The following is a 22003-nucleotide window of genomic DNA, read 5'->3' as shown; positions in this document are numbered from 1 at the left end:
CATGAGCTCGGGAGGGCGACGGGATGGTGCCAGAATGGGCGATGCCCGGCCGGCGACCGCGAGGACGGCGCCGACCGGCCCATCGGACGGCGTGTCACGGCTTGTTAAGGAGTCCCCATGGAGCCCGCTGACGTGCTGGCGGGACTGGATCCCGAGCAGCGTGAGGTCGCCCAGGCCGTACGGGGTCCCGTCTGCGTCCTCGCGGGAGCGGGGACCGGCAAGACGCGGGCCATCACGCACCGCATCGCGTACGCCGTGCACAGCGGGGCGGTCGACGCCACGGGCGTGCTGGCGGTGACCTTCACCACACGGGCCGCCGGAGAGCTGCGCCAGCGGCTGCGCGCCCTCGGCGTGCCGGGGGTGCAGGCCCGCACCTTCCACGCGGCCGCGCTCCGCCAGCTCACCTACTTCTGGCCGCGCGTCATCGGCGGGGACCCGCCCGCGGTGATCGAGTCGAAGCTGCCGCTGCTGCGCACCGTGTGCCGCTCCGTGGGGCGGGAGGCCGCGCAGGCCGAGCCGCGCGACCTCGCCGCCGAGATCGAGTGGGCCAAGGCCGGCCAGATCTACCCCGAGGACTACGCCGAGGCGGTCAAGAAGATCGGCCGCACGCCCCCGGTTCCGGCCGAGGAGATGGTCCGCGTCTACGAGGCCTACGAGGCGCTCCGCCGCGAGCGGCACCTGCTCGACTTCGAGACCATCCTGGAGCTCACGGCCGCCCTGATCACCGAGCACGGCGAGGTGGCCGCCCAGGTGCGGCAGCAGTACCGCCACTTCGTCGTCGACGAGTACCAGGACGTCAACCCGCTGCAGAAGCTGCTGCTCGACACCTGGCTGGGCGACCGGGACGACCTGTGCGTGGTCGGCGACCCCAACCAGACGATCTACTCCTTCACCGGTGCGACCTCCCACTACCTGACCGGCTTCCCGGTCGAGCACCCCGGCGCCGCCGTGATCAAGCTGGTCCGCGACTACCGCTCCACGCCCCAGGTGGTCGCGCTCGCCAACCGCGTCCTGGAGGTGGCGCGCTCCCCGCACCGGCTCTCCCTGGTCGCCCAGCGCCCCGACGGGCCCGAGCCCGCCTTCACCGAGTACGCAGACGAGGCCGCCGAGGCCGCGGGTGTCGCGCGCGCGGTGCGGGCCCTGGCCGACCGCGGCGTCCCGCTGCGCGAGACGGCCGTGCTCTTCCGGGTCAACGCCCAGTCGCAGGCCTACGAGCAGGCCTTCGCCGAGGCGGGCATCCCCTACCTCGTGCGCGGCGCCGACCGGTTCTTCGAGCGCCCCGAGGTCCGCAAGGCGGTCGTGCTGCTGCGCGGCGCGGCCCGCTCCGCCGGGGCCGGCGACGACCTGGCCCCGGCCGTGCACCACATCCTGTCCGGCATCGGCCTGACCCCCGAACCTCCGGCCGGGGGGAAGGCCCGGGAGGAATGGGAGTCGCTGCGGGCCCTGGCCGAACTGGCGGAGGACCTGGCCGCCCGGGGCGCCGGTCTGCCGGGTTTCGTCGCCGAGCTGGAGCGGAGGGCCGCCGAGCAGCACGCGCCGGAGGTCGAGGGTGTGACGTTGGCCTCCCTGCACGCGGCCAAGGGACTGGAGTGGGACGCGGTCTTCCTGGTGGGGGTCACCGAGGGGATGCTGCCGATCGTCCACGCCAAGACGCCGGAGCAGATCGAGGAGGAGCGACGCCTCCTCTACGTGGGCGTCACCCGGGCCAGGGTCCACCTCGGGGTGTCGTGGGCGCTGGCCCGCGCCCCCGGAGGACGGCCCCGGCGGCCGTCCCGCTTCCTCGACCGCCTCACCGGCCGCCCTGCGCGGGTCCGGGCCGCGGCTCCCGCCCCCCGCGAGCGCCGTACGGTGGCCGCGACGGTGAGCTGCCGCGTCTGCGGCAAGACGCTGGCCGCCGCCGCCGAGCAGAAGCTCGGCCGGTGCGCCGCCTGTCCGGTCGACTACGACGAGGGCCTGCTGGAGAGGCTCAAGGCGTGGCGCGCGGCCGCCGCCAAGGAGGCCAAGGTGCCGTCGTACGTGGTCTTCACCGACGTCACGCTCCAGGCCATCGCGGAGCGGGCGCCGGCCTCCGAACAGGACCTGATGGCGATAACGGGCATAGGGCGCGTCAAACTGGAGCGGTACGGCGAGGCGGTGCTCGCCATCTGCCGTGCGGCCGGAGACCAGACGGAGGACGCGTGAACGAGGCTCTCAAGGAGCTGCTGGACCTGCTCGACCTGGAGCAGATCGAGCTCGACATCTACCGGGGACGCAGCCCCGAGGAGCGCATCCAGCGCGTCTTCGGCGGGCAGGTGGCCGCCCAGGCGCTGGTCGCCGCGGGCCGTACGGTCCCGGCGGACCGGCACGTCCACTCGCTGCACGCGTACTTCATCCGGCCCGGCGACCCGGCGATCCCGATCGTCTACAACGTGGAGCGGGTGCGCGACGGGCGGTCGTTCACCACACGCCGGGTCGTGGCCGTCCAGCACGGCAAGGCCATCTTCACCATGTCGGCCTCCTTCCACGTCGCCGAGAGCGGGGTCGAGCACCAGGCGGCGGTGATACCGCCGGTGGCCGCGCCGGAGGACCTTCCCACGATCCAGGAGCGGATGCGCGAGGTCGTGGGGGAGGACTCGCCGTGGCGGGAGTGGCTGACCCGGCCGCGCCCGGTGGACTCCCGCTACGTGACCCCGCTCACCTGGGAGGCGCACCGCGATCCCGGGCTGCGCGGGGCGGAGACGAACGTGTGGTTCCGCTATGACGCGGACCTGCCCGACGACCCGCTGCTCCACGTGGTCCTGGCCGCCTACGCCTCGGACTTCACCCTGGTCGACACCGTGCTGCTGGCCCACGGCCTGGCGTGGGGGGCCTCCAACCTCTCCGGGGCCTCGCTGGACCACGCCATGTGGTTCCACCGGCCCTTCCGCGTCGACGACTGGATGCTGTACGCCCAGGAGTCGCCCTGGTCGGGGGCGGCGCGGGGGCTGGCCAGGGGGCAGATGTTCACCCGTTCCGGCGAACTGGCGGTGTCCGTGGTGCAGGAGGCGATGATCCGCGTGCTGGAGCCGTGAAACTGCAGGTAGAAAATATGTTGCCCCTTCCCGGCGACCGGGTTTAGGGTCTTGGACAAGCGAGCCGGACGATCCGTCCGGCGATCTACGAATGGAGGTGAGTCCGCTGTGAAGATCAACCTGATGTCGGCCCAGCTGGGGCTCACTTCCGTGTGCCCCGGCACCACCCTGCCCGTCTTCGGCGGCCAGGCCATCCTCGCGGATGCCGCGGTCGTTCCCATGCGACGGGACAAGTCCGTCATCTTCCAGGTCCAGGTCAGCCGCGAGGCCGCCCTGCTCGCCATTCCGGCGACGGGCGTTCCGGCTGCCCCGGCGGCAGAGGCCGGCGACTACGCACAGCAGACCGAGCACACCGGAAACGGTGGGCTGCGAGGTCCGCAACCCTGGAGGCACCCTCAGGTCATATGACCTGACGAGGGAGAGCCACCAGGCCGCGGATCCGCAGACAGGATCCGCGGCCTTCTTGTTTTGCCGTACATCCTGACCCCCACCCACGAGGTAACAACGAGACCGACACCCAACAGAGAGGTGAAGCAGATGGGGGCCAAGACGATCATGGACCTGATCGACGAAGCCGAGATCCCCTGTCGTACCGACCCCGACCTCTGGTTCGCCGAGTCCCCGGAGGACGTGGAGTTCGCCAAGGCGCTCTGCGGGGGCTGCCCGATCCAGCAGGCCTGCCTGGCCCGCGCGCTCGAGCGCGAGGAGCCGTGGGGCGTCTGGGGCGGAGAGCTCGTCCTGCGGGGGGCCGTCGTCCCGAGGAAGCGTCCGCGCGGACGTCCCCGCAAGACCCCGGTCGCAGCCTGACCGGTCGCAGCCCGACCCGATGATCAACCGAACGTTCTGAGAGTTCCCAGAGAGGACCACTTCCGATGACCTACTTCACCAGCCGAGGCCTGGACCTGCCATCTATGCATGAGGAACTGGTGCGTGACCGAATACGGACGCTCCACCGGGAGGCGGAGGAGCAGCGCCGCGCGGCCGGGATCCAGCGGCTCCGGCGCGCCCGGCGCGATGCGGAACGCGCCTCGGCGCGTCTCCGCCAGGCGCTCCTGACCCTGGTCTGATCCTCTCCGCCGCGTCTGCCCCCTCCCGTCCGGGGCGGCCGCGTCCCCCGGCCCGGTGACCGCCGAAGGCCGCCGGTCCGGGGTCGACAACCGCCGCGGGCGGCCGGGGCTCGACGGAGCCCCGGCACCGGGGAGCGGGCGCGAGGGGAAGCGCTGCGGGACACGCCGCAGCAGATGCGAAGAGTGGCGGATGCGAAGAAGGGGCGGCCTCCGATGAGGCCGCCCCTTCGTGCTTCCGGTGAGGGCCCGGCATGCGGCCGGGAGGGCGGATTCCGCCGGGGCGGTTCTCGTCCGGGCCGGTTCTCGGTCGGGCCGGGTGGGGGCGGTCGTGGTCAGGCCTGTCTCCGGCCCAGGGCCTGGCCTGCGATGAGCGCGCCGAGCGCGACGGCGAAGCCGGTGACCTGCCAGCCGGTGAGGGTCTGGCCGAGGATCACGAATCCGGCGAGGACGGCGACCATGGGGTTGGTGAGCCCGAGCAGGGAGAGCGAGGTGGGCGGCAGGCGGTCGATGCCGCGGAACCACAGGGCGTAGGCCGCCGCGGTGCCGATGACGCCCAGGTAGGCGAAGCCGAGGATGTTCTCACCGGTCACGGAGGCCGGGACGCCCTCGACGGCGAGGGTGAGGGGAGCCAGCACCAGCCCGCCGAAGGTGAGCTGCCAGCCCGTCATGACGAGGGGCGCCTCGGGCTGCCCCCACTTCTTGGCCAGGACGATGGCGGCCCCCATCAGGGAGGTGGCGGTGAGCATGGCGGCGACCCCGAGCGGGTCCAGCCGGGCCTGGGCGGTCAGGGCCATGAAGGCCACGCCGAAGGTGCCGGCCAGCGCCGCGCAGAGCACGGCGCGGGCCGGGCGGATCCGCAGGACCGCGAGCGAGAGCAGGGCGACGACCAGCGGCTGGACCGAGCCGATCGTGGCGGCGACCCCGCCGGGCAGGCGGTAGGCGGCGAAGAAGAGGAGAGGGAAGAAGGCACCGAAGTTGAGCGTGCCGAGTGCCGCGGACCTCCACCACCACGAGCCCGAGGGCAGGCGGCGGGTCGCGGCCAGCAGCACCAGCCCCGCCGGGAGGGCGCGCAGGGTCGCGGCCAGCAGCGGCCGGTCGGCGGGCAGCAGCGTCGCGGTGACGACATAGGTGGTCCCCCAGCTCACCGGTGCCAGCGCGGCGAGTGCGAGGTCGCTCATGGTATGGGTCCGCGCGAGGCGCGGGACTGCGATGACGGCCACGACCGATCACTCCTCATTGATAATCTCAACATTGAGATAACAACACGACAGATGTGTGAACGTCAAATCTGTTAACGTTGAGATTGTTCGGGTTGAGAGGAGAGCCGGTGAGCGACGCGGTGGACGCGCTGATGGCGCAGTGGAAGCAGGAGCGGCCCGACATCGATGTGTGGCCGATGGGCGTCATCGGCCGGATCTCGCGGCTGTCCGCGCTGCTCGGGCGCGAGCTCAAAGAGTCCTTCGCCGAGCATGGACTGGAGCCGTTCGAGTTCGATGTGCTGGCCACGCTGCGCCGCTCCGGCGCGCCGTACGAGCTGACGGCCGGGGCGCTGCTCAAGGCCGCGATGGTGACCTCGGGTGCGATCACCAACCGGATCGACCGGATGGAGGCCAAGGGCCTGGTGGAGCGGGTCAGGGACGGCGCGGACCGCCGGTCGGTGCGGATCCGGCTCACCCGGCGGGGGCTGGAACTCGTCGACGAGGTGGTCGGACCGCACGTGGCCAACGAGGAACGCCTGCTGGCCGCGCTCGGACCGGCCGAACGCGATCAGCTCGCCGGGCTGCTGCGCGTCCTGCTCGAATCCATGGGCGACACCTCGCTCACCTGACCGCCGCGCTCAGCTGACCGCCGCGCTCACCTGACGGCCCTCGCTCACCTGGTCGTCCGCGCCCACCCGGCTCCGGGGCGGGCCGGCCCCGGAGCCGGGCGCTCAGCTCGCGATGGCGTCCTCGGTGGGCTCCGCGTCGGGATCCTCCCCGGTGAATCCGGGAACCCAGCGGATGACCTCGTCGCGGAAGCGGGCCGTGGCACCGAGCTGGCAGAGTACGCCCACTCCCGCCGCGTGCACCCGATGGATGAGGACGTAGGAGACGGGCAGGTTGAGCTGGCGCACCACGTTGCCGGGACGCAGGTCGGTGGCGGTGGCGGCCTGCCGCTGCAGCCACTCCCGGCTGAAGGTGAACTCCTCCACCGCCGTCGGCTCGACGTAGGGGGCGAGGAACGCGCGCAGGGCCTCGGGGTCCACCTCGATGTGCGGGAGGATGAAGCCCTCGTCGCGCAGACCCCGGATCACGGTCTCCATGTCGCCCTGGTTGAAGATGCGGGTCAGTGTCCCGAAGACCGGCGGGTAGCCGTTGGGCATCCGGTTGACCGCGCCGAAGTCGAGCACGCACATCCGCCCGTCCTCGGCGATCCGGAAGTTGCCGGGGTGCGGGTCGGCGTGGAGCATGCCCACCCGGGCGGGGGAGCAGAACAGGAACCGGACGAACTGCAGCCCGGCGCGGTCGCGCTCCTCCTTGGTCCCGCCAGCGATGATCCGGGACAGCGGGATGCCGTCCACCCACTCCGAGACCAGGATCTGCTCGTTGGCGGCGATGACGTCCGGGACCAGGAAATCGGGGTCGTCCTTGAACTCCTGGGCGAAGGCGTGCTGGGCCTCGGCCTCGCGCAGATAGTCGAGCTCCTCGACGATCCGCTCACGCAGCTCGGAGAGCACGGCCTTGATGTCGAGACCGGGCAGCAGCACCCCGAAGAGCTTGCCGAGCCGGGCGAGCTGGGTGAAGTCGGAGAGCAGCGCCTTTCCGGCCCCTGGATACTGGATCTTGACGGCGACCGTGCGGCCGTCATGCCAGACGGCCTTGTGCACCTGCCCGATCGAGGCGGCCGCGGTGGGCAGGTCCTCGAACGACTGGAAGTTATCCCGCCAGTCGTCCCCCAACTGCTCGGTGAGGACCTTGTGCACGGTCGCGGCGGGAAGCGGCGGGGCCGCGTCCTGCAGCTTGGTCAAGGTCGCGCGGTAGGGGCCGACGACCTCCGGAGGCAGCGCGGCCTCGAAGATGGACAGCGCCTGCCCGAGCTTCATCGCCCCGCCCTTGAGCTCGCCGAGGACCTTGAAGATCTGCTCGGCCGTCCGCTCCTGGATCTCCTGGGCGACGATCTCGGCTGACTTGCCCCCGATACGTTTGCCCAGGCCGAGGGCGGTTCGTCCGGCGAAACCGATGGGAAGAGCCGCCAGCTTGGCGGAGCGCGTGACGGCGCGGCGCGGAAGGTCACTCACCTTGGTTTGCGGCGTGCCCCCCGTGGAGCGCGGTACGCCGCTCCCTCCCTTCGCGGTGGTGTCTGTCACCGGCAGGTAGCCGACGCGACCATTGTCGGCGAACCGAACTGGTTTCGGAAGCAACGACATAGAGGGTGAACGTTCCAGGATCGCTGTTTCCATCTCCAATCAGGCGATATATCTAATGTGCTGTTGGTCACAGGCGGTTCGCCCCCGTCGAGGAAGGCGAGCGCGTGGCCGGCCGCGGTAGCCGCGACCAGCGTCGATATCGCGGTCCCGCAGGCGGTCTCACCCGCCGGGTAGCCGCCCAGCCGGGCGCTGACGACCGGCCATCCCGGATCACGGTCGCGCCGGGCGAGGTCGAGGCAGTTCAGACACGCGCTCCTTCCCGGCATGACCAGCGGGCCCACCGACCCTGTGCCCTCGAAGGCGGTGGCCAGCAGGTGCGGGACGCCCCAGTCGATCAGATCCCGCACGAGCAGGCCGTCCAGAGGCTCCACCGGTGCGAGCACCACCAGATCAGGACGGCGGGAACCGTCGGAGAGGTGGGCCGCCTCCTTACCGGTCCACGCGGTGAGAGCGGGTGAGACGCGCCCGGCCACGGCCACCGCGCCCTCCTGGCGGCTCATCCCCACCTCAGCCGGGGTGAGACCGCCGGGGACGACGTCTCGGGGCCTGGCCGTACCGGGATCGATCACGCAGAGCCGCCCGACCCCGGAGGCGGCGAGCACGGAGACGATCTGCGCGCCCACCCGGCCCGCCCCGTACACCCGCACCTGAGCCGCGCGCCTGCGCTCCAGGACGGAGAGGCCGCCGTCGGTCGTGCCGGGGGCCAGGGAGAGCACGTCCAGGTCGGGCTGGAGCCGGTCGCGCTCGGCCAGCGTGAGCGCGCGCGGCGCGCACGAAGCCGCCCCCGCGTCCTCCACCAGCCCGCGTGCGACCAGAAGGTCGAGCAGGACCCGCCCGCGATCCTCCCCGATCCCGGCGTCGGCCGCGGCCGACAGCACGCCCGCGAGGTCGCGCACACCGTCGAGGCTCTCGACCCAGCGCCGCACCTGGGGTTCGAGGTCGGTCAGCACGACCGCGTGACCGGGGTGCGCGCCGAACTGCAGGGTGCGCTCGTCACGTGGGACCCGGCGGAGCGCGGGCTTCAGACGCGGTCTCATCCGTCGGCCTTTCTGTGGAGGAGGCGTCCAGCGTGTCAGGCGCGGGGAGGGGCTCGGCGGAGCTTCCCGGGTCCTGTGGAAAACCCCGGATGGGACTGTCAGGCTGTGGACGCCGGTGCGGGGATCGGCGTCCACTACGATCCCCGCATGAACGAGCTCTTGGTCGATCGGCGGGACGACGGCGTCGTGGTGCTCACCCTGAACCGTCCCGATCGGCGCAACTCGATGACCGACGGGATGACCGAGCAGTGGCGGCGGGCCGTCGGCGACCTGAAACGGGACGGGGACGTGCGGTGCGTCGTCGTCACCGGGGCGGGGAGCGCGTTCTGCTCGGGAGGGGACCTGTCCTGGCTGGCGGACAGGGGAGCGGAGGACGTGCCCGCCCTGCGCGACCGGATGCTGGGGTTCTACCGGACGTGGCTGTCGATCGCGGAGCTGGAGGTGCCGACCATCGCCGCGATCAACGGCGCCGCCGTCGGAGCGGGTCTCTGCTTCGCCCTCGCCTGCGACCTGGTCTACGCGGCCGAGGACGCCAAGCTGCTCGTCCCCTTCACCTCGCTGGGCCTGCACCCCGGCATGGCCGCGACCTACCTGCTGCCCAGGGCCGCGGGCGTCGGCGTGGCCAGGGAGATGCTGCTGACCGGACGGACCGTGCTCGGCGCGGAGGCGGCCGCCACGGGACTCGTCACCAGGGCGTTCCCCCGTGAGTCCCTCCTGGCGGAGGTGCTGGGGATCGCGTCGGCGACGGCGGCCAACGCCCCCGTCGCCACCCGGCTCACCAAGGTCGCCCTCGCGGGCGGCGGCCATGCCGACCTCGACGCCGCGCTGCGCTGGGAGTCCCTGGCCCAGCCGGTGACGATGGCCACGGGAGACCTGCTGGAAGGACTGGCCGCCCAGCGAGAACGCCGGGCCCCGCGATTCGGGAACTCCTGAGACAGGCGATATCCACGTTAATTCGATAAGTCACGGTCATAACCGCACGGTCTCGCTGAACAATCTACGAACGGTGATTGACCAGCAGGAACGCCCCCTGCCCTCTGGTGGTAATTAACCATTCTCGGCTACCGTGCATAGGTGCCCCCCGAGACAGTCGAGGTCCGTCGAAGTTCTCGTCGTCGGCGGACCGTTTCTGCGTACCGCGACGGCGAGAAAACGATCGTGCTGCTCCCAGACGGCCTGAGCAGGACCGATGAGGAGCAGTGGGTGCGCCGGATGCTCGACCGGCTCGCCGCCAAGGAGCAGCGAAGACGCCCCTCGGACGACGATCTGATGGAGCGGGCCGCCGAGCTGTCCGCCCGCCACCTCGAAGGCGCCGCACTGCCGTCGAGCGTGCGATGGGTGGAGAACCAGCGGCACCGCTGGGGCTCGTGCACCCCCGACCACGGCACCATCAGGATCTCCACGCGGTTGCGGGGCATGCCCGCCTGGGTGGTCGACTACGTGATCATGCACGAGCTCGTGCACCTGCTCGTGCCGAACCACGGTCCCCGGTTCTGGACCCTGGTGGAACGCTATCCCAAGGCCGAGCGGGCGCGGGGCTTCCTCGAAGGATTCTCCATGGCGGCCAACGGCGCCGCGGAGGAGTGGTGACGGCCGAGAGCCCGGCCGGCGGGCAGCGGGGCACGGAGCGGCTGGTGGCGGTCCTCGTCACCGAGACGACGGCCGCCGCCGCGCCTCCGGGCGTCGACCCCGGCGCGTTCCTGACGGCGGTCGCCGAGGACACCTACGAGATGGCCGCCGGGCTCGACTTCGTGACGCCCGTCCTGGTCACGAGCGTGCCGGGGATGGAGGAGATCGTCTGGCCGGGGACCCCGGTCGTGGAGATCGCCCCCGGGCTGTCCGGCGCCGCCCTGGTGGCGGCGGCCTTCGCCGCCCTGCCGTACGGCGGGCAGGCGGTCCTGGTCAGCGCGGACGCCCCGGACCTGCCCCCGCTCCTGATCGGCAAGCTCTTCCGCGCGCTGGGCCGGGCCCGGATCGCCGTCTGCCCCGCGCAGGGCGGTGGCGCCGTGGCGCTCGCGGCCCACCTGCCCTATCCCGAGTGGGCCGGCACCGGGTTCGACGACCCCGACCCGGTCGGGGCACTGCGCGCCCGCGCCCCGGGCAGCCGGATGATCGCCACCGGCCCCGGCTGGCACCGTCTGCGGACCCCCGGCGACGTCGGCCGGCTCGACCCCGGCCTGGAAGGCTGGGACAACACCCGGGCGCTGCTGTCGGCGTGACGCCCGGCGGCCTTGCGCCGACGCCGTGCGGGCACGACGCCCGAGACCTTGCAGCGCCGCTCCGGAGCCGTGGAGACCTCCGGAAAGGCCGGGGACGGCGGTCGCCTACGGAAGCCGCGCGGGCAGCCGGAGATCGGCGAAGACGGCGCGGTGGTCGGTGCCGGGCAGGGTGTGGACCCCCACCTCGTTCACCCTGACCCGGCGGTCGACCAGGACGTGGTCGATGGTGATGATCGGCGGGATCCGCCGGCCGGAGGGCCAGGTGGCGACGAGTCCCTGCCCGACCAGGTCGGCCGCGTCGACGTATCCCCGGTCCAGGAGCCGCCGCATCACCGCGTGGTCGAGACTGGCGTTGAAGTCGCCCGCGAGGATGCGGACCGTGCCGGGAGCAGGCGGCGGAAGGGCCTCGATGCCCGCCGCCCACCCGTCCACCAGCTCACCGATCGGCGCGTACGTGTGCACGTCGACGACCTCCACCGGGGCGGCGCCGGGCGGTGCGACCAGGGCCGCGGGCATGTTGTGGCCGATCACTCGGAACAGCCCGGTGCGGGGGGTCAGCGGATGCCTGGAGTACAGGCCGCTGCCCGTCGCGCCCGAGTCCGCCTGCAGCACGCGGTGCGGAAGCAGTTCGGCGATGCCCGCCGCGTCCAGCCTCTCCACCATCTCCGGAGTGAGCTCCTGGGTGCTCAGCACGTCCGGCCGCAACCGCCTGACCAGGTCCATGACGGCGGCCGCATCGGCGCGGCCGAACAGCAGGTTGGCGGTCAGCACCCGCAGCGGCGCCCCGGCCCCGGCCCCCGCCGGGGAACCCACGGCCCTGGGGATCACGCTGGAACCGAGCGCGACCGCGGCGGCCAGCGCGACGGCCGTGGCCGTCCGGCTGCGGGCCAGCGCGCCGACGAGCAGCGGCACCAGCGAACCCGCCGCCACGTACGGCGTGCCGGTCATGAACTGGGTGGGCAGCGACCCCCGCTCCAGCCCGGCCACCCTGGCGACCGCCCACAGGGCGAACGGCGCGACCACGACCCAGGCGAAGGTCCGGGAGACACGCCACCGGCGCCGGGCGGGGACCACGACCACGCCGCCGGCGTCCCCTCCGGACGCGGTTTCCACATCCACGTTGCTCTGATCCATCGATCGCCCCCCTGCGGGGACGACGCTATCCGAGGGCACGTGAAACGTATGTAAAACGGTCCGATCAGCCGGAGAGCAGCATCTCCCTGGCCCGGCGGGCCAGGCGGCGGGTGGCCTCGTCGCTGGGGTCCGGGATCCCGTCCACCGGGAACCAGCGCAGGTCCAGGGACTCCTCGCTGATCACCGCTTCGGCCCCGGCGGGCGCCACCGCGCCGTACTCGACGTCGAGGTGGTGGCTGAACGGCGGATGGCACCAGACGCGGTGCCTGTCCAGGGCCAGCGGCCCGGGCAGCAGCCGCAGCCCGGGGATGCCGGACTCCTCGGTCGCCTCCCGCAGCGCCACGTCCTCCAGCGACAGGTCGCCGGGCTCGCAGTGGCCGCCCATCGGCAGCCACAGCCCGGCCTTGCCGTGCAGCGTCAGCAGCACCCGCTCGCCGTCGTGGGAGAGCACCGCGGTGGTGGCCGTCAGGTGGCCGGGCACGCACTCGCGGTACATCCCGTCACCGTGGGCGTGCAGGTGCTCCAGGAACTCCTCGCGCAGCGCCTCCTCGGCGCCGGTCGGCGCGCGCCACGCACCCAGTACGGCCCGCGCGTCGGCGTGGAGGGCACCTGGGGGAGAACCGCCACCGGGGGGAAGGAGGTCACCGGAACCGGGCGGACCGCCCCGATCGGGAAGGCTCACGCGCCGTCGTCCCTCGCACCGCCGGTGTCGTCCTCGTCGTCCCCGGAGTCACGCAGCGAGGCCTCCAGATCCGACAGGTCGAAGTCGGGCTCGCCTCGCACGAAGCGCTCCGGGTCGTCGAGGTCGGCGGCGGTGGGCATCAGGTCGGGGTGGTTCCACACCGCGTCCCTGCCGTCCACGCCGCGGCCCGTCTCCAGGGCCCTCCACAGGACGGCCGCGTCGCGCAGGCGGCGCGGCCGCAGCTCCAGCCCGACGAGGGTGGCGAAGGTCTGCTCGGCGGGGCCGCCGGTCGCGCGGCGGCGCCGTACCGTCTCGCCCAGGGCCGCGGCGGACGGCAGCTTGCCGGCGGCGGCGGCCTCCACCACGGTGCCGACCCAGCCCTCGACCAGGGCGAGCGTCGTCTCCAGACGCGAGAGGGCGGCCTTCTGCCGCTCGGTCTCCTCGGGCTTGAGCAGGTTGCCGCCGCTGAGGGCCTGCTGCAGCTGCTCGGGGCTGTTGAGGTCGAGGCCGCGGAGCTGCTCCTCCAGGGCGGACACGTCCACCGTGATGCCCCTGGCGTACTCCTCCACGGCGCCGAGCAGGTGCCCGCGCAACCACGGCACGTGCTGGAAGAGCCGGTGGTGGGCCGCCTCGCGCAGGGCCAGGTAGAGGCGGATCTCCTCGGCGGGGGTCTCCAGCCCCTGGCTGAACGCGGCGATCCCGCCCGGGAGCAGGGCGGCGTCCCCGGAGAGCGGCAGCCCGATGTCGGTGGAGCCGACCACCTCGCGGGCGAGCGAGCCGAGGGCCTGGCCGATCTGCTGGCCGACCATCATCCCGCCCATCTGCTTCATCATGCCCATCAGCGGTCCCGCCATGGCCTGGGCCTCGGCGGGCAGACCGGCGGCGCCGAGCGTGCCGCCCATGGTCTCGACCATGCGCTCGGCGATCGGGTCGCAGAGCTGCCGCCAGACGGGGACGGTCTTCTCGATCCACTCCGACCTGCTCCACGCCTGGGGCGAGCCCACACCGCTGGGCAGCGCGGTGACCTCGTTCAGCCAGAGGTCGGCGAGGTTCAGTGCGTCGGCGATCTGACGGCGCTCGCCCTCCATCACGCTCGGATCGCCCTCGGCGACCACCGCGTGCCGGGCGATGTTCTTGGCCATGTCCCAGTTGACGGGGCCGGAACCCTGCGGGGCGGACAGCATGTCGGCGAACTGCCGCATCGCCGCGGCGATCTGCTCCGGGTTGCCGAACATGGCGAACGGGTTCTCGTCGGGGTCGTTTTCCCGACCTGGGAAGTCAGTCACGGCTCTACCTCGTGCAGGATGGAGGAGTCCACATCCGCCACGTTATCCGTCGCACGGCGGATCAGTGCAAAGTGAGGACCTGGTGCCTACCTCGAAACGCCTCCGGCCCCCGGTCGTCGCCGTCACCGGCGCGGCCTCGGGCGTCGGTCGCGCGTTCCTCGCGAAGGTCGCCTCGTCTGCGGATTTCCGCAGAGTGGTGGCCATCGACGAGCAACGCGGCGACGTGCCCGACGTCACGTGGAGGGTGATCGACGTCCGAGATCCGCTCTTGGCGAACCGGATCTCCGACATCGACGTGCTCGTCCATCTGACGGCCGACTACGGGCTCGACTCCGACCCCGGCGAGCGGCGCGCCCACAACCTGCGCGCGGCGCAGACGGTGCTGACCGCCAGCGCCGCGGCCCGGGTGCGCCGCGTCGTGCTGGTCACCAGCGCCATGGTGTACGGCGCGGCGCCCGACAACCCGGTCCCCCTGCCGGAGGACTCGCCCGTGGCGGCCGAGTCCGACACCGGCGTGGTCGGCGACCACCTGGAGATCGAGGCGCTGGCCAGGCGTTCGCTCCGCAGCCATCCGGGGCTGGAGGTGACCGTGCTCCGCCCCGCCGCGCTGGTCGGCCCGGGCATCGACAGCGTGGTCACCCGGCACTTCGAGGCGCCCCGGCTGCTCACCGTGAAGGGCTGCAGCCCCCGCTGGCAGTTCTGCCACGTCGACGACCTGGTCTCCGCGCTGGAACTGGCCGCCCTCGGCATGGTCTCCGGCGTGGTCGCCGTGGGAGGGGAGGGCTGGCTGGAGCAGGAGCAGGTGGAGGAGATCTCCGGGCTGCGCCGGCTGGAGCTGCCCGCCGGGCTGACCTTCGGCACCGCCCAGCGCCTGCACCGGCTGGGCATCACCCCGGCGCCCGCCACCGACCTGCACCACGTCGTCTACCCCTGGGTGGTCGACTGCGCGGCGCTCCGCGAGGCGGGCTGGAAGCCCCAGTGGACCAACGAGGCCGCGTTCGCGCAGCTGCTGGAGCTCCGCGGGGGCAGGCACGCGGTCGTCGGCCGCCGCCTGTCCGGCAAGGAGGCCACGCTCACCGCGGCCGGCGCGACCGTCGCGGTCCTCGGCACCGCCGCGATCGTCCGCGTCGCCCGCAAGAAGCGCCGCACCTAGCGGCGCGGCACCCGGCGGCGCGGCACCCGGCGGCTCAGGGCCGCGGTGGCTCAGGGCCGCGGTGGCTCAGGGCCGCGGTGGCTCAGGGCCGCGGTGGCTCAGGGCCGCGGTGGCTCAGGGCGGCTCGGGGCGGCACCCGGCCGCCCAGGGCGGGCCGGAGGGGCGGGATCGGGCGGCGGCCGGACGGTGGACGACGGTATCCCGCACCGAATCCGCTCTCCGCAACCGGTCAGCAGGTGCTCCACGCCGGAGAGGTAGTCTTTCCGGCGTGGACGTCATCCGGCTGCTGGCAATTCGCGACAGCGCCCTCTCCCTGGACGAGGTGTTCGCGGCGGTGGGCGACCACGCCGCGGGCGGGACCGCGCTCTTCGTCGGGACGGTGCGCGACCATGACCACGGCAAGCCGGTCGCCCGGCTGTCCTACTCGGCCCATCCGAGCGCCGAGGAGCAGCTGCACCGGGTGGCCGAGAAGGTCGCCGCGGACTTCCCGGTCACCGCGCTGGCCGCGGTCCACCGGGTCGGTGATCTGAAGCTCGGGGACATCGCGGTCATCGTGGCCGTCGCCTGCCCGCACCGGCAGGAGGCGTTCGCCGCCTCCCGCCGTCTCATCGACGACCTCAAGGCCGAGGTCCCGATCTGGAAGAACCAGCTCTTCGCCGACGGCACGACCGAGTGGGTCGGAGCCTGCGAGTGAGCGTGCGGCACCCGGCATCCGCGCCCCCGGGCCCGCGGTCGGGAGCCCGCGACCGAAGAACGCGAACGCCGTACCACCGATCTCGCCCGGCCTCCGCGACCGCATAGGCTTTCCCCCATGTCCCGACGTGCGCTGACCCTCATGGTGGCCGGCTTCCTCACACTCGTGCTGGGCATCGTCGGCACCCTGCTGCCGGTGCCGTACGTCGTGCTGAGTCCCGGGCCGACGGAGAACACCATCGGTGACGTCAAGGGCACTCCGGTGATCAGCATCGAGGGGCGTCCCACCTACCCGACCGACGGCAAGCTCAGCCTCGTCACGGTCGCCTACCAGGGTGGGCCCGGCAGCAGGATCGACCTGTTCACGGCGTTGCGGGGCTGGGTCGACCCGACCATCGCGGTCGTCCCGGAGGAGACGATCTTCCCTCCGGCGACCACCGCGGAGGAGGTCGAGGAGCAGAACACCCAGGAGATGACCAACTCCCAGGACGACGCGACCGCCGCGGCGCTCACGGAGCTGAAGATCCCCTACGCGTCGTTCGTGACGGTCGCCGCCACGCAGAAGGGCCTCCCCGCCCACGGCAGGTTCGACCAGGGCGACGAGATCGTCTCCGTGGACGGCGTGGCCGCCAAGGACCGCGAGACCGTCTCGGAGGCCGTCCGCAAGCACAAGGCCGGGGAGCAGGTGACCTTCGTCGTCAGACGCGGCGGCCGGGACACGACCGTCACCGTGCCCACCGTCGCGTCCGCGGACGGCACGCCCATCGTGGGCATCTCCATGGCGGTCGGCTACAGGTTCCCGTTCGAGGTCAACATCAACGTCGGCGACGTCGGCGGGCCGAGCGCGGGGATGATGTTCTCCCTCGGCATCGTGGACAAGCTCACTCCCGGCGCGATGACCGGAGGGAAGGCCGTGGCCGGCACCGGGACGATCAACCCCGAGGGCGAGGTCGGCCCGATCGGCGGCATCCAGCAGAAGATGGTGGGCGCCAGGGAGGCCGGGGCGACGGTCTTCCTCACCCCGGCCGACAACTGCGCGGAGGCGCTCGCCGCGGTTCCCGACGGCCTCAGGCTGGTCAAGGTCAAGACGCTCCACGAGGCCGTCCAGGCGCTCGACGCGGTGCGCACCGGCTCGGGCACCGTGCCCGCCTGCTCGGCGGGCTGAGAGCCGGGAGCCACGGGCCGGGGACGCCGGAGACCGGGCCCGCCGGGACGGGTGCAACGAATGCGGCCGGTGGGGCACTGATCGCGATTCTCGCGCGTTGGTCGTACTGAGCCGAGACCCGCGGAGGTCGTGTCCGCACCGTGCCGAACGGTTGAACGCGACGAAACCCCCGCCGGTGTAGGTTGCCAGACACGGACCGTGCTCTTACGACAAGGGGTTGGCCTTGAGCTTCCGGACCCCCGGAGCCGGTAGGGCGATGCGCTTGCCCCGCCGGCCACGACTGATGCTTCCTGTCGCGATCGCGCTCGTCGCGCTCGTGGCGTTCTTCTTCCTCTTCGCCGGCATCTTCACCGACTACCTCTGGTACGACTCGGTGGACTACACGGCGGTGTTCTCCGGCGTGGTCGTCACGCAGATCGTGCTCTTCATCGTGGGCGCGCTGCTGATGGTCGGCATCGTGGGCGGCAACATGCTGCTCGCCTACCGGATGCGGCCCATGTTCGGCCCCGGCATGTTCGGCGGCGCCAGCGGCGCCGACCGCTACCGGATGGCCCTCGACCCGCACCGAAAGATGATCTTCATCGTCGGCGCCGCGGTGCTCGCGCTGTTCACCGGCTCGTCCTTCGCCGGCCAGTGGAAGACCTGGCTGGAGTTCGTCAACGCCACGCCGTTCAACGAGAACGACGCGCTGTTCGGCATGGACATCTCGTTCTTCACCTTCACCCTCCCGTTCATCCGGCTGGTGCTGAACTTCCTGTTCACCGCGGTGGTGCTCTCGGGAGTGACGGCCACGATCGTGCACTACCTGTACGGCGGGTTCCGGCTCCAGTCGCCCGGCGTGCACGCCTCCCGCGCGGCCCGGGTGCACCTGTCGGTGCTGCTCGGCGTGTTCGTGCTGCTGAAGGCGGTCGCCTACTGGGTCGACCGCTACGACCTGGTCTTCTCCGACCGGGGCTTCGTGCACGGCGCCTCCTACACCGACGTCACCGCCGTGCTGCCCGCCAAGACCATCTTGGCGATCATCGCGCTGATCTGCGCCGCGCTGTTCTTCGCCGGGATCGTACGGCCCGGCGGCATGCTGCCCGGCGTCGCCTTCGGCCTCCTGGTGCTCTCGGCCATCCTGATCGGCGGGGTCTACCCGGCCCTGGTCCAGCAGTTCCAGGTCAAGCCGAACGAGCAGGCGCGCGAGCAGGTCTACATCAAGCGCAACATCGAGGCCACCCGGAAGGCGTACGGCGTCAGCGACGCCGAGGTCACCGACTACGCGGCGCAGGGCGACGCGAGCAAGGCCAACGTCACCGCCGACACCTCGATCTCCGGTGTGCGGCTGCTCGACCCGAACCTGGTCGCCGAGACCTACGCGCAGAAGCAGCGGATCCGCGGCTTCTACGACTTCCACGATCCGCTGGACGTCGACCGCTACCCGGACGCGTCGGGCAACATGCGCGACACGGTGGTGGCGGTGCGCGAGCTGACCGGCCCGCCGCCGGAGCAGAACAACTGGATCAACCGGCACCTGGTCTACACCCACGGCTACGGCTTCGTGGCCGCGCCCGGCAACGAGGTCGACAGTGAGGGCCTGCCCAACTTCACCGCCAAGGACATGCCGGTCACCGGCCCCCTGGCGGAGCGGACGGGCCTGAAGGAGTCGAGGATCTACTACGGCGAGTCCCCGACCGCCCCGGCGTACGTCATCGTCGGCGGAGACCGCAACCAGGAGCTCGACTACCCCGGCAGCGGCAACACCGGCCAGCAGAACACCACCTACACCGGCAAGGGCGGCGTGCCCGTCGGCTCGTTCTTCAACCGGATGCTCTACGCGGCCAAGTACAGCGAGATCAACCTGCTGCTCTCGGGCGACGTCAACGCGAAGTCCAAGATCCTGTACGAGCGTGACCCGGCCCAGCGCGTCGCCAAGGTCGCGCCGTTCCTCAGCCTGGACAACAACGCCTATCCCGCCGTCGTCGACGGCCGGGTGGTGTGGATCATCGACGCCTACACCACCTCCAACGCCTACCCCTACTCCACGAGCAAGAGCCTGGAGGAGATGACGCGGGACACGGCGACCGACCCGCGCCTGGCCGTGCAGCAGCCGCGCGACAGGATCAACTACATGCGCAACTCGGCCAAGGCCGTCGTCGACGCCTACGACGGCACCGTCCAGATCTACGCCTGGGACGACAAGGACCCGATCCTGCAGACCTGGCGCAAGGCGTTCCCCGGCGTCCTCAAGCCGAAGAACGAGATGTCGCAGCAGCTCCTGCAGCACGTCCGCTACCCCGAGGCGCTGTTCAAGGTCCAGCGCGACGTGCTGTCCCGCTACCACATCACCGATCCGAACGCCTTCTACGGCGGCCAGGACTTCTGGAACGTCCCCGACGACCCGTCGTCGGGTGAGCGCAACGTCAAGCAGCCGCCGTACTACCTGTCGGTCAAGATGCCGGGGGCGGCCGCCCCGTCGTTCTCGCTGACCACGACGTTCGTGCCGCGTCAGGGCCCCAACCTCGCCGCGTTCATGGCGGTGGACGCCACGCCGGGGCAGAGCTACGGAAAACTGCGCATCCTGCGCATGCCGTCCAACACCACGATCCCCGGCCCGGGCCAGGTGCAGAACAACTTCCGGAACAAGTTCTCCGGAGAGCTCAACCTGCTCAACATCGGCGGGGCGAAGGTCCGCTACGGCAACCTGCTGACCCTGCCGTTCGCCGACGGGCTGGTCTACATCGAGCCGGTCTACGTGGAGACCGCGCCGGGTCCGGGGCAGGAGCCGTACCCGATCCTCCGCCGGGTGCTGGTGGGCTACGGGAACAAGTTCGGCTTCGCCGGCACACTCGAGGACGCGCTGAAGCAGGTCTTCGGGGAGGGCACTCCGCAGACCCCGGCCGAGGACAAGCCGGAGACCCCCGCCGAGGACAAGCCCGAGCAGCCCGCCCTGTCCGAGGCGGAGCTCGCCAAGGCGATCGCCGACGCGCAGGCCGCCTACACCGCGGCGCAGGGTGCCCTGGCGAAGAACCCGCCGGACTGGCAGGCGTACGGCGAGGCCCAGAAGAACCTGCAGGAGGCCCTGGAGAAGCTGAAGGGCGTGGCGAACCCCGCCGCGAGCCCGTCCCCGACGGCGAGCCCGAGTCCTTCGGCCACACCCGCGGCGACCCCGTCGCCGACGTCCTCGGGGACACCCGCACCCTCGCCGTCACCCACCTCGTAGGGACACGGCGCCGTTCGATTCGCCTCCACCGCCGAAGCCGGGTAGTCTTCAGACACACACCGACGCGGGGTGGAGCAGTTCGGTAGCTCGCTGGGCTCATAACCCAGAGGTCGCAGGTTCAAATCCTGTCCCCGCTACCAAGGGAAGGCCCGGATCTCACAGAGATCCGGGCCTTCTGCGTCTGACCTGCATCGGACCTGCATCGGGGTCGATTTGCCCTTCATCGCAGAGCCGGGTAGTCTTCAGACACACACCGACGCGGGGTGGAGCAGTTCGGTAGCTCGCTGGGCTCATAACCCAGAGGTCGCAGGTTCAAATCCTGTCCCCGCTACCAAGGGAAGGCCCGGATCTCACAGAGATCCGGGCCTTCGTCGTTTCCAGGCGCTCGACCGCACTCCCGGAGCCGGAGCCGGATGGCCGCGCGGGGCAAGTAGCGTGCCAGGGTGGCCGACATGTCCCGATCCTCTGTGCTGCGCTGGCGCGTGCGCCGCGAGATCCTCATCCTGAAGGCGGCGGGGGCGCTCGCCCTCGCGGTGGTCACCGTGCTGAGTCAGGGTGACGCGCGCGGGATGCTCCTGGCCGGCGCTGGGACCGTCATGCTCGCCGCGCTGGCGCTGCGCGACCTCCTGGCCCCGGTACGGCTCAGCGCGGACGGGGAGGGCGTCGTGGTGACGAAGGGCTTCGCCGGCTCGGAACGGGTGCCGTGGAGCGAGGTCGAACGCATCCGGGTCGACACACGGACCCGTCTCACGTCCCGGACGGAGCTGCTGGAGATCGAGACCCGGGACGGGGTCTTCCTCCTGAGTCGTTTCGACCTCGGCGTGCCGGTCCAGCAGGTCGCCGACGCGCTGCGTGCTTTCCGGACGGGCTCCTGACGCCCGGCGCCCTCAGCCTCTGACCCGCCGGTGGCGGGGCGCGAACTTCGGCTCGGTGTGACGGAGCAAGAGGACGGCCTTGTACAGGGCCCACCCGGTGAGGACGGAACCGAAGGCGGTCTGTCCGATCCGGGCCCATATCGACACATCGGTTGCTGCGAAGACCACGACACCGACCCAGAGAACGCCGAAGACGCCCACGAGGGTCGTCGCAGCCCAATTCATTCCCTGCTGCCACATGCCTGAAGTCTTACAGATCTTGGTTCAAGGCCAGGTCAACGACGCGGAACGGGTCATCGTGGGAGAGTACGGCTGGTGCCGGCACACCTCCGGGCACGTGCTCCCTTCCCGGTCGTCCTCGGCGGAGCCTGTTCCCGCGCCGGGAGCCCTTCCAGGGAGGCGACCAAGGCGGCCGCGGTGCGGGCGTCGGCCAGGATCCGGTTCACCTCCTCGCCGGCCGGCAGTTGGCCGCGCTCGCCGAGTTCGGCGGTGAGGAAGGTGAGCGGCGCCGGATGACCTGCGGCATCCGCGGCGGCCGTCGCTCGGGCGGCGGTGAGGAGGCGCAGGTAGTAGGAGCGGAGGGTGGCCTCACGCATCCGTGCGGTCTCCAGATCGTCCAGCAGGGACCGGGCGAGCAGGAGAAGGTCGTCGCGGTGATCGGCTTCTGCGGCGATGTGCGCGCGAATGTCGTCGAACTCCGATCGGGTCATCAAGGTCACCTCCGTGACGGAGTCAGAGTCCTGACCCTCGTGCCTACTTCGTATCCGAGCGCGATTGCGGATGACTTGCGGTCCGGTTGTCCGCGCCGACAGGTTTGGGACGCGCGAGCCACGGGGATGGTTGGCAAGTTGGTCATGTTGCTCCTGTGCCCTGCTAAGGTTTCTTCTTGCAGGGCGAGCCTCTGCACCCCCTCTCCCAACCCCGGGCAGATCGGTCGCGACCACGCGAGTGGACACGAACGGAATGTTCGGGTAAGTTTGAGGGGTTGCCCCGGAAACGGGGCGGTCCGAATTCCAGACGGATCAGCCAGA

General features: G+C 71.6%; 21 protein-coding genes and 2 tRNA genes. 16 read left to right on the top strand and 7 right to left on the bottom strand.

All coding sequences use genetic code 11. The features are described from left to right. Positions 1-117: 117 nt before the first annotated feature. From IEZ06_RS04800 to IEZ06_RS04780, 5 genes are all read left to right on the top strand, one after another. Entirely contained in the window at positions 118-2181 is a 2064-nt protein-coding gene (locus tag IEZ06_RS04800) for an ATP-dependent DNA helicase UvrD2 (RefSeq protein WP_189235431.1), read from the top strand. Continuing rightward, positions 2178-3050, top strand: coding sequence for an acyl-CoA thioesterase (locus IEZ06_RS04795; RefSeq protein ID WP_189235430.1), 873 nt, complete (start codon positions 2178-2180; stop codon positions 3048-3050). The genes IEZ06_RS04800 and IEZ06_RS04795 overlap by 4 nt, the downstream gene beginning before the upstream one ends. A 108-nt stretch (positions 3051-3158) precedes the next feature. Continuing rightward, a complete protein-coding gene (locus IEZ06_RS04790) occupies positions 3159-3458 on the top strand; it encodes a hypothetical protein (protein ID WP_189235429.1) in 300 nt (99 codons plus the stop codon). 129 nt (positions 3459-3587) lie between these two features. After that, complete coding sequence (locus IEZ06_RS04785; RefSeq protein ID WP_189235428.1) at positions 3588-3857, top strand: WhiB family transcriptional regulator; 270 nt, start codon at positions 3588-3590, stop codon at positions 3855-3857. Between the two features lie 119 nt (positions 3858-3976). Continuing rightward, on the top strand, positions 3977-4117 hold the full coding sequence (locus tag IEZ06_RS04780) for a hypothetical protein (RefSeq protein ID WP_189235655.1): 141 nt from the start codon (positions 3977-3979) through the stop codon (positions 4115-4117). Between the two features lie 332 nt (positions 4118-4449). On the opposite strand, the gene IEZ06_RS04775 is transcribed toward IEZ06_RS04780, so the two are convergent. Beyond that, positions 4450-5295, bottom strand: coding sequence for an EamA family transporter (locus tag IEZ06_RS04775; protein ID WP_189235427.1), 846 nt, complete (start codon positions 5293-5295; stop codon positions 4450-4452). A gap of 149 nt (positions 5296-5444) precedes the next feature. On the opposite strand from IEZ06_RS04775, the gene IEZ06_RS04770 reads away from it, so the two are divergent. Beyond that, complete coding sequence (locus tag IEZ06_RS04770; protein WP_189235426.1) at positions 5445-5945, top strand: MarR family winged helix-turn-helix transcriptional regulator; 501 nt, start codon at positions 5445-5447, stop codon at positions 5943-5945. A 102-nt stretch (positions 5946-6047) separates the two neighbouring features. Here IEZ06_RS04770 and IEZ06_RS04765 read toward each other — a convergent pair whose 3' ends face one another. Next, positions 6048-7394, bottom strand: a complete 1347-nt coding sequence (locus IEZ06_RS04765) for an ABC1 kinase family protein (RefSeq protein WP_189235425.1) — start codon at positions 7392-7394, stop codon at positions 6048-6050. 65 nt (positions 7395-7459) lie between these two features. Next, the gene (locus IEZ06_RS04760) at positions 7460-8560 is read right to left on the bottom strand and encodes a ThiF family adenylyltransferase (protein ID WP_189235424.1); all 1101 of its coding nucleotides are present in this window, start codon (positions 8558-8560) and stop codon (positions 7460-7462) included. Between the two features lie 147 nt (positions 8561-8707). Here IEZ06_RS04760 and IEZ06_RS04755 point away from each other — a divergent pair, with 147 nt between their 5' ends. The 3 genes from IEZ06_RS04755 to IEZ06_RS04745 all read left to right on the top strand — a co-directional run bounded on the left by IEZ06_RS04755 (position 8708) and on the right by IEZ06_RS04745 (position 10779). Then, positions 8708-9493 (top strand): enoyl-CoA hydratase/isomerase family protein, encoded by a 786-nt coding sequence (locus IEZ06_RS04755; RefSeq protein ID WP_068901517.1) that lies wholly within the window; start codon positions 8708-8710, stop codon positions 9491-9493. Between the two features lie 141 nt (positions 9494-9634). Further along, complete coding sequence (locus tag IEZ06_RS04750; protein ID WP_189235423.1) at positions 9635-10150, top strand: M48 metallopeptidase family protein; 516 nt, start codon at positions 9635-9637, stop codon at positions 10148-10150. After that, on the top strand, positions 10147-10779 hold the full coding sequence (locus tag IEZ06_RS04745; RefSeq protein ID WP_189235422.1) for a glycosyltransferase family protein: 633 nt from the start codon (positions 10147-10149) through the stop codon (positions 10777-10779). Before IEZ06_RS04750 ends, IEZ06_RS04745 begins: the two co-directional genes overlap by 4 nt. A gap of 105 nt (positions 10780-10884) precedes the next feature. Here the strand turns inward: IEZ06_RS04745 and IEZ06_RS04740 are convergent, their stop codons facing one another. The 3 genes from IEZ06_RS04740 to IEZ06_RS04730 all read right to left on the bottom strand — a co-directional run bounded on the left by IEZ06_RS04740 (position 10885) and on the right by IEZ06_RS04730 (position 13881). Next, positions 10885-11898, bottom strand: a complete 1014-nt coding sequence (locus tag IEZ06_RS04740; protein WP_229797785.1) for an endonuclease/exonuclease/phosphatase family protein — start codon at positions 11896-11898, stop codon at positions 10885-10887. A gap of 79 nt (positions 11899-11977) precedes the next feature. Beyond that, a complete protein-coding gene (locus tag IEZ06_RS04735; protein WP_229797817.1) occupies positions 11978-12493 on the bottom strand; it encodes an NUDIX hydrolase in 516 nt (171 codons plus the stop codon). 98 nt (positions 12494-12591) lie between these two features. After that, a complete protein-coding gene (locus IEZ06_RS04730) occupies positions 12592-13881 on the bottom strand; it encodes a zinc-dependent metalloprotease (protein WP_373293798.1) in 1290 nt (429 codons plus the stop codon). Between the two features lie 79 nt (positions 13882-13960). Here IEZ06_RS04730 and IEZ06_RS04725 point away from each other — a divergent pair, with 79 nt between their 5' ends. The 7 genes from IEZ06_RS04725 (at position 13961) to IEZ06_RS04695 (ending at position 20972) form a co-directional block, all read left to right on the top strand. Then, on the top strand, positions 13961-15034 hold the full coding sequence (locus IEZ06_RS04725; protein WP_189235625.1) for an NAD-dependent epimerase/dehydratase family protein: 1074 nt from the start codon (positions 13961-13963) through the stop codon (positions 15032-15034). Between the two features lie 268 nt (positions 15035-15302). Then, a complete protein-coding gene (locus tag IEZ06_RS04720; protein WP_189235419.1) occupies positions 15303-15728 on the top strand; it encodes a molybdenum cofactor biosynthesis protein MoaE in 426 nt (141 codons plus the stop codon). Between the two features lie 117 nt (positions 15729-15845). Then, on the top strand, positions 15846-16892 hold the full coding sequence (locus IEZ06_RS04715; RefSeq protein ID WP_189235418.1) for a YlbL family protein: 1047 nt from the start codon (positions 15846-15848) through the stop codon (positions 16890-16892). Positions 16893-17175: 283 nt separating this feature from the next. Then, on the top strand, positions 17176-20097 hold the full coding sequence (locus IEZ06_RS04710) for a UPF0182 family membrane protein (RefSeq protein WP_229797784.1): 2922 nt from the start codon (positions 17176-17178) through the stop codon (positions 20095-20097). A gap of 63 nt (positions 20098-20160) precedes the next feature. Continuing rightward, positions 20161-20237 (top strand) — tRNA-Met (locus IEZ06_RS04705). 117 nt (positions 20238-20354) lie between these two features. Continuing rightward, positions 20355-20431, top strand: a tRNA-Met gene (locus IEZ06_RS04700). Positions 20432-20549: 118 nt separating this feature from the next. After that, a complete protein-coding gene (locus tag IEZ06_RS04695) occupies positions 20550-20972 on the top strand; it encodes a PH domain-containing protein (RefSeq protein WP_189235416.1) in 423 nt (140 codons plus the stop codon). Between the two features lie 293 nt (positions 20973-21265). Here IEZ06_RS04695 and IEZ06_RS04690 read toward each other — a convergent pair whose 3' ends face one another. Beyond that, complete coding sequence (locus IEZ06_RS04690; protein ID WP_189235415.1) at positions 21266-21682, bottom strand: hypothetical protein; 417 nt, start codon at positions 21680-21682, stop codon at positions 21266-21268. Positions 21683-22003: the final 321 nt, after the last annotated feature.

This window comes from Planomonospora antibiotica, assembly GCF_014647955.1.
Classification (GTDB): Bacteria; Actinomycetota; Actinomycetes; order Streptosporangiales; family Streptosporangiaceae; genus Planomonospora; species Planomonospora parontospora.
The sequence above is the reverse complement of the archived record's forward strand: the minus strand, read 5'-3'. Positions and strand labels throughout refer to the sequence as shown.

Coding starts and splice junctions, on each gene's coding strand:
- IEZ06_RS04710 (WP_229797784.1), top strand. CDS start 17,176: ATGCTTCCTGTCGCGATCGCGCTCGTCGCGCTCGTGGCGTTCTTCTTC.
- IEZ06_RS04760 (WP_189235424.1), bottom strand. CDS start 8,560: ATGAGACCGCGTCTGAAGCCCGCGCTCCGCCGGGTCCCACGTGACGAG.
- IEZ06_RS04690 (WP_189235415.1), bottom strand. CDS start 21,682: ATGACCCGATCGGAGTTCGACGACATTCGCGCGCACATCGCCGCAGAA.
- IEZ06_RS04775 (WP_189235427.1), bottom strand. CDS start 5,295: ATGAGCGACCTCGCACTCGCCGCGCTGGCACCGGTGAGCTGGGGGACC.
- IEZ06_RS04755 (WP_068901517.1), top strand. CDS start 8,708: ATGAACGAGCTCTTGGTCGATCGGCGGGACGACGGCGTCGTGGTGCTC.
- IEZ06_RS04715 (WP_189235418.1), top strand. CDS start 15,846: ATGTCCCGACGTGCGCTGACCCTCATGGTGGCCGGCTTCCTCACACTC.
- IEZ06_RS04695 (WP_189235416.1), top strand. CDS start 20,550: ATGTCCCGATCCTCTGTGCTGCGCTGGCGCGTGCGCCGCGAGATCCTC.
- IEZ06_RS04800 (WP_189235431.1), top strand. CDS start 118: ATGGAGCCCGCTGACGTGCTGGCGGGACTGGATCCCGAGCAGCGTGAG.
- IEZ06_RS04785 (WP_189235428.1), top strand. CDS start 3,588: ATGGGGGCCAAGACGATCATGGACCTGATCGACGAAGCCGAGATCCCC.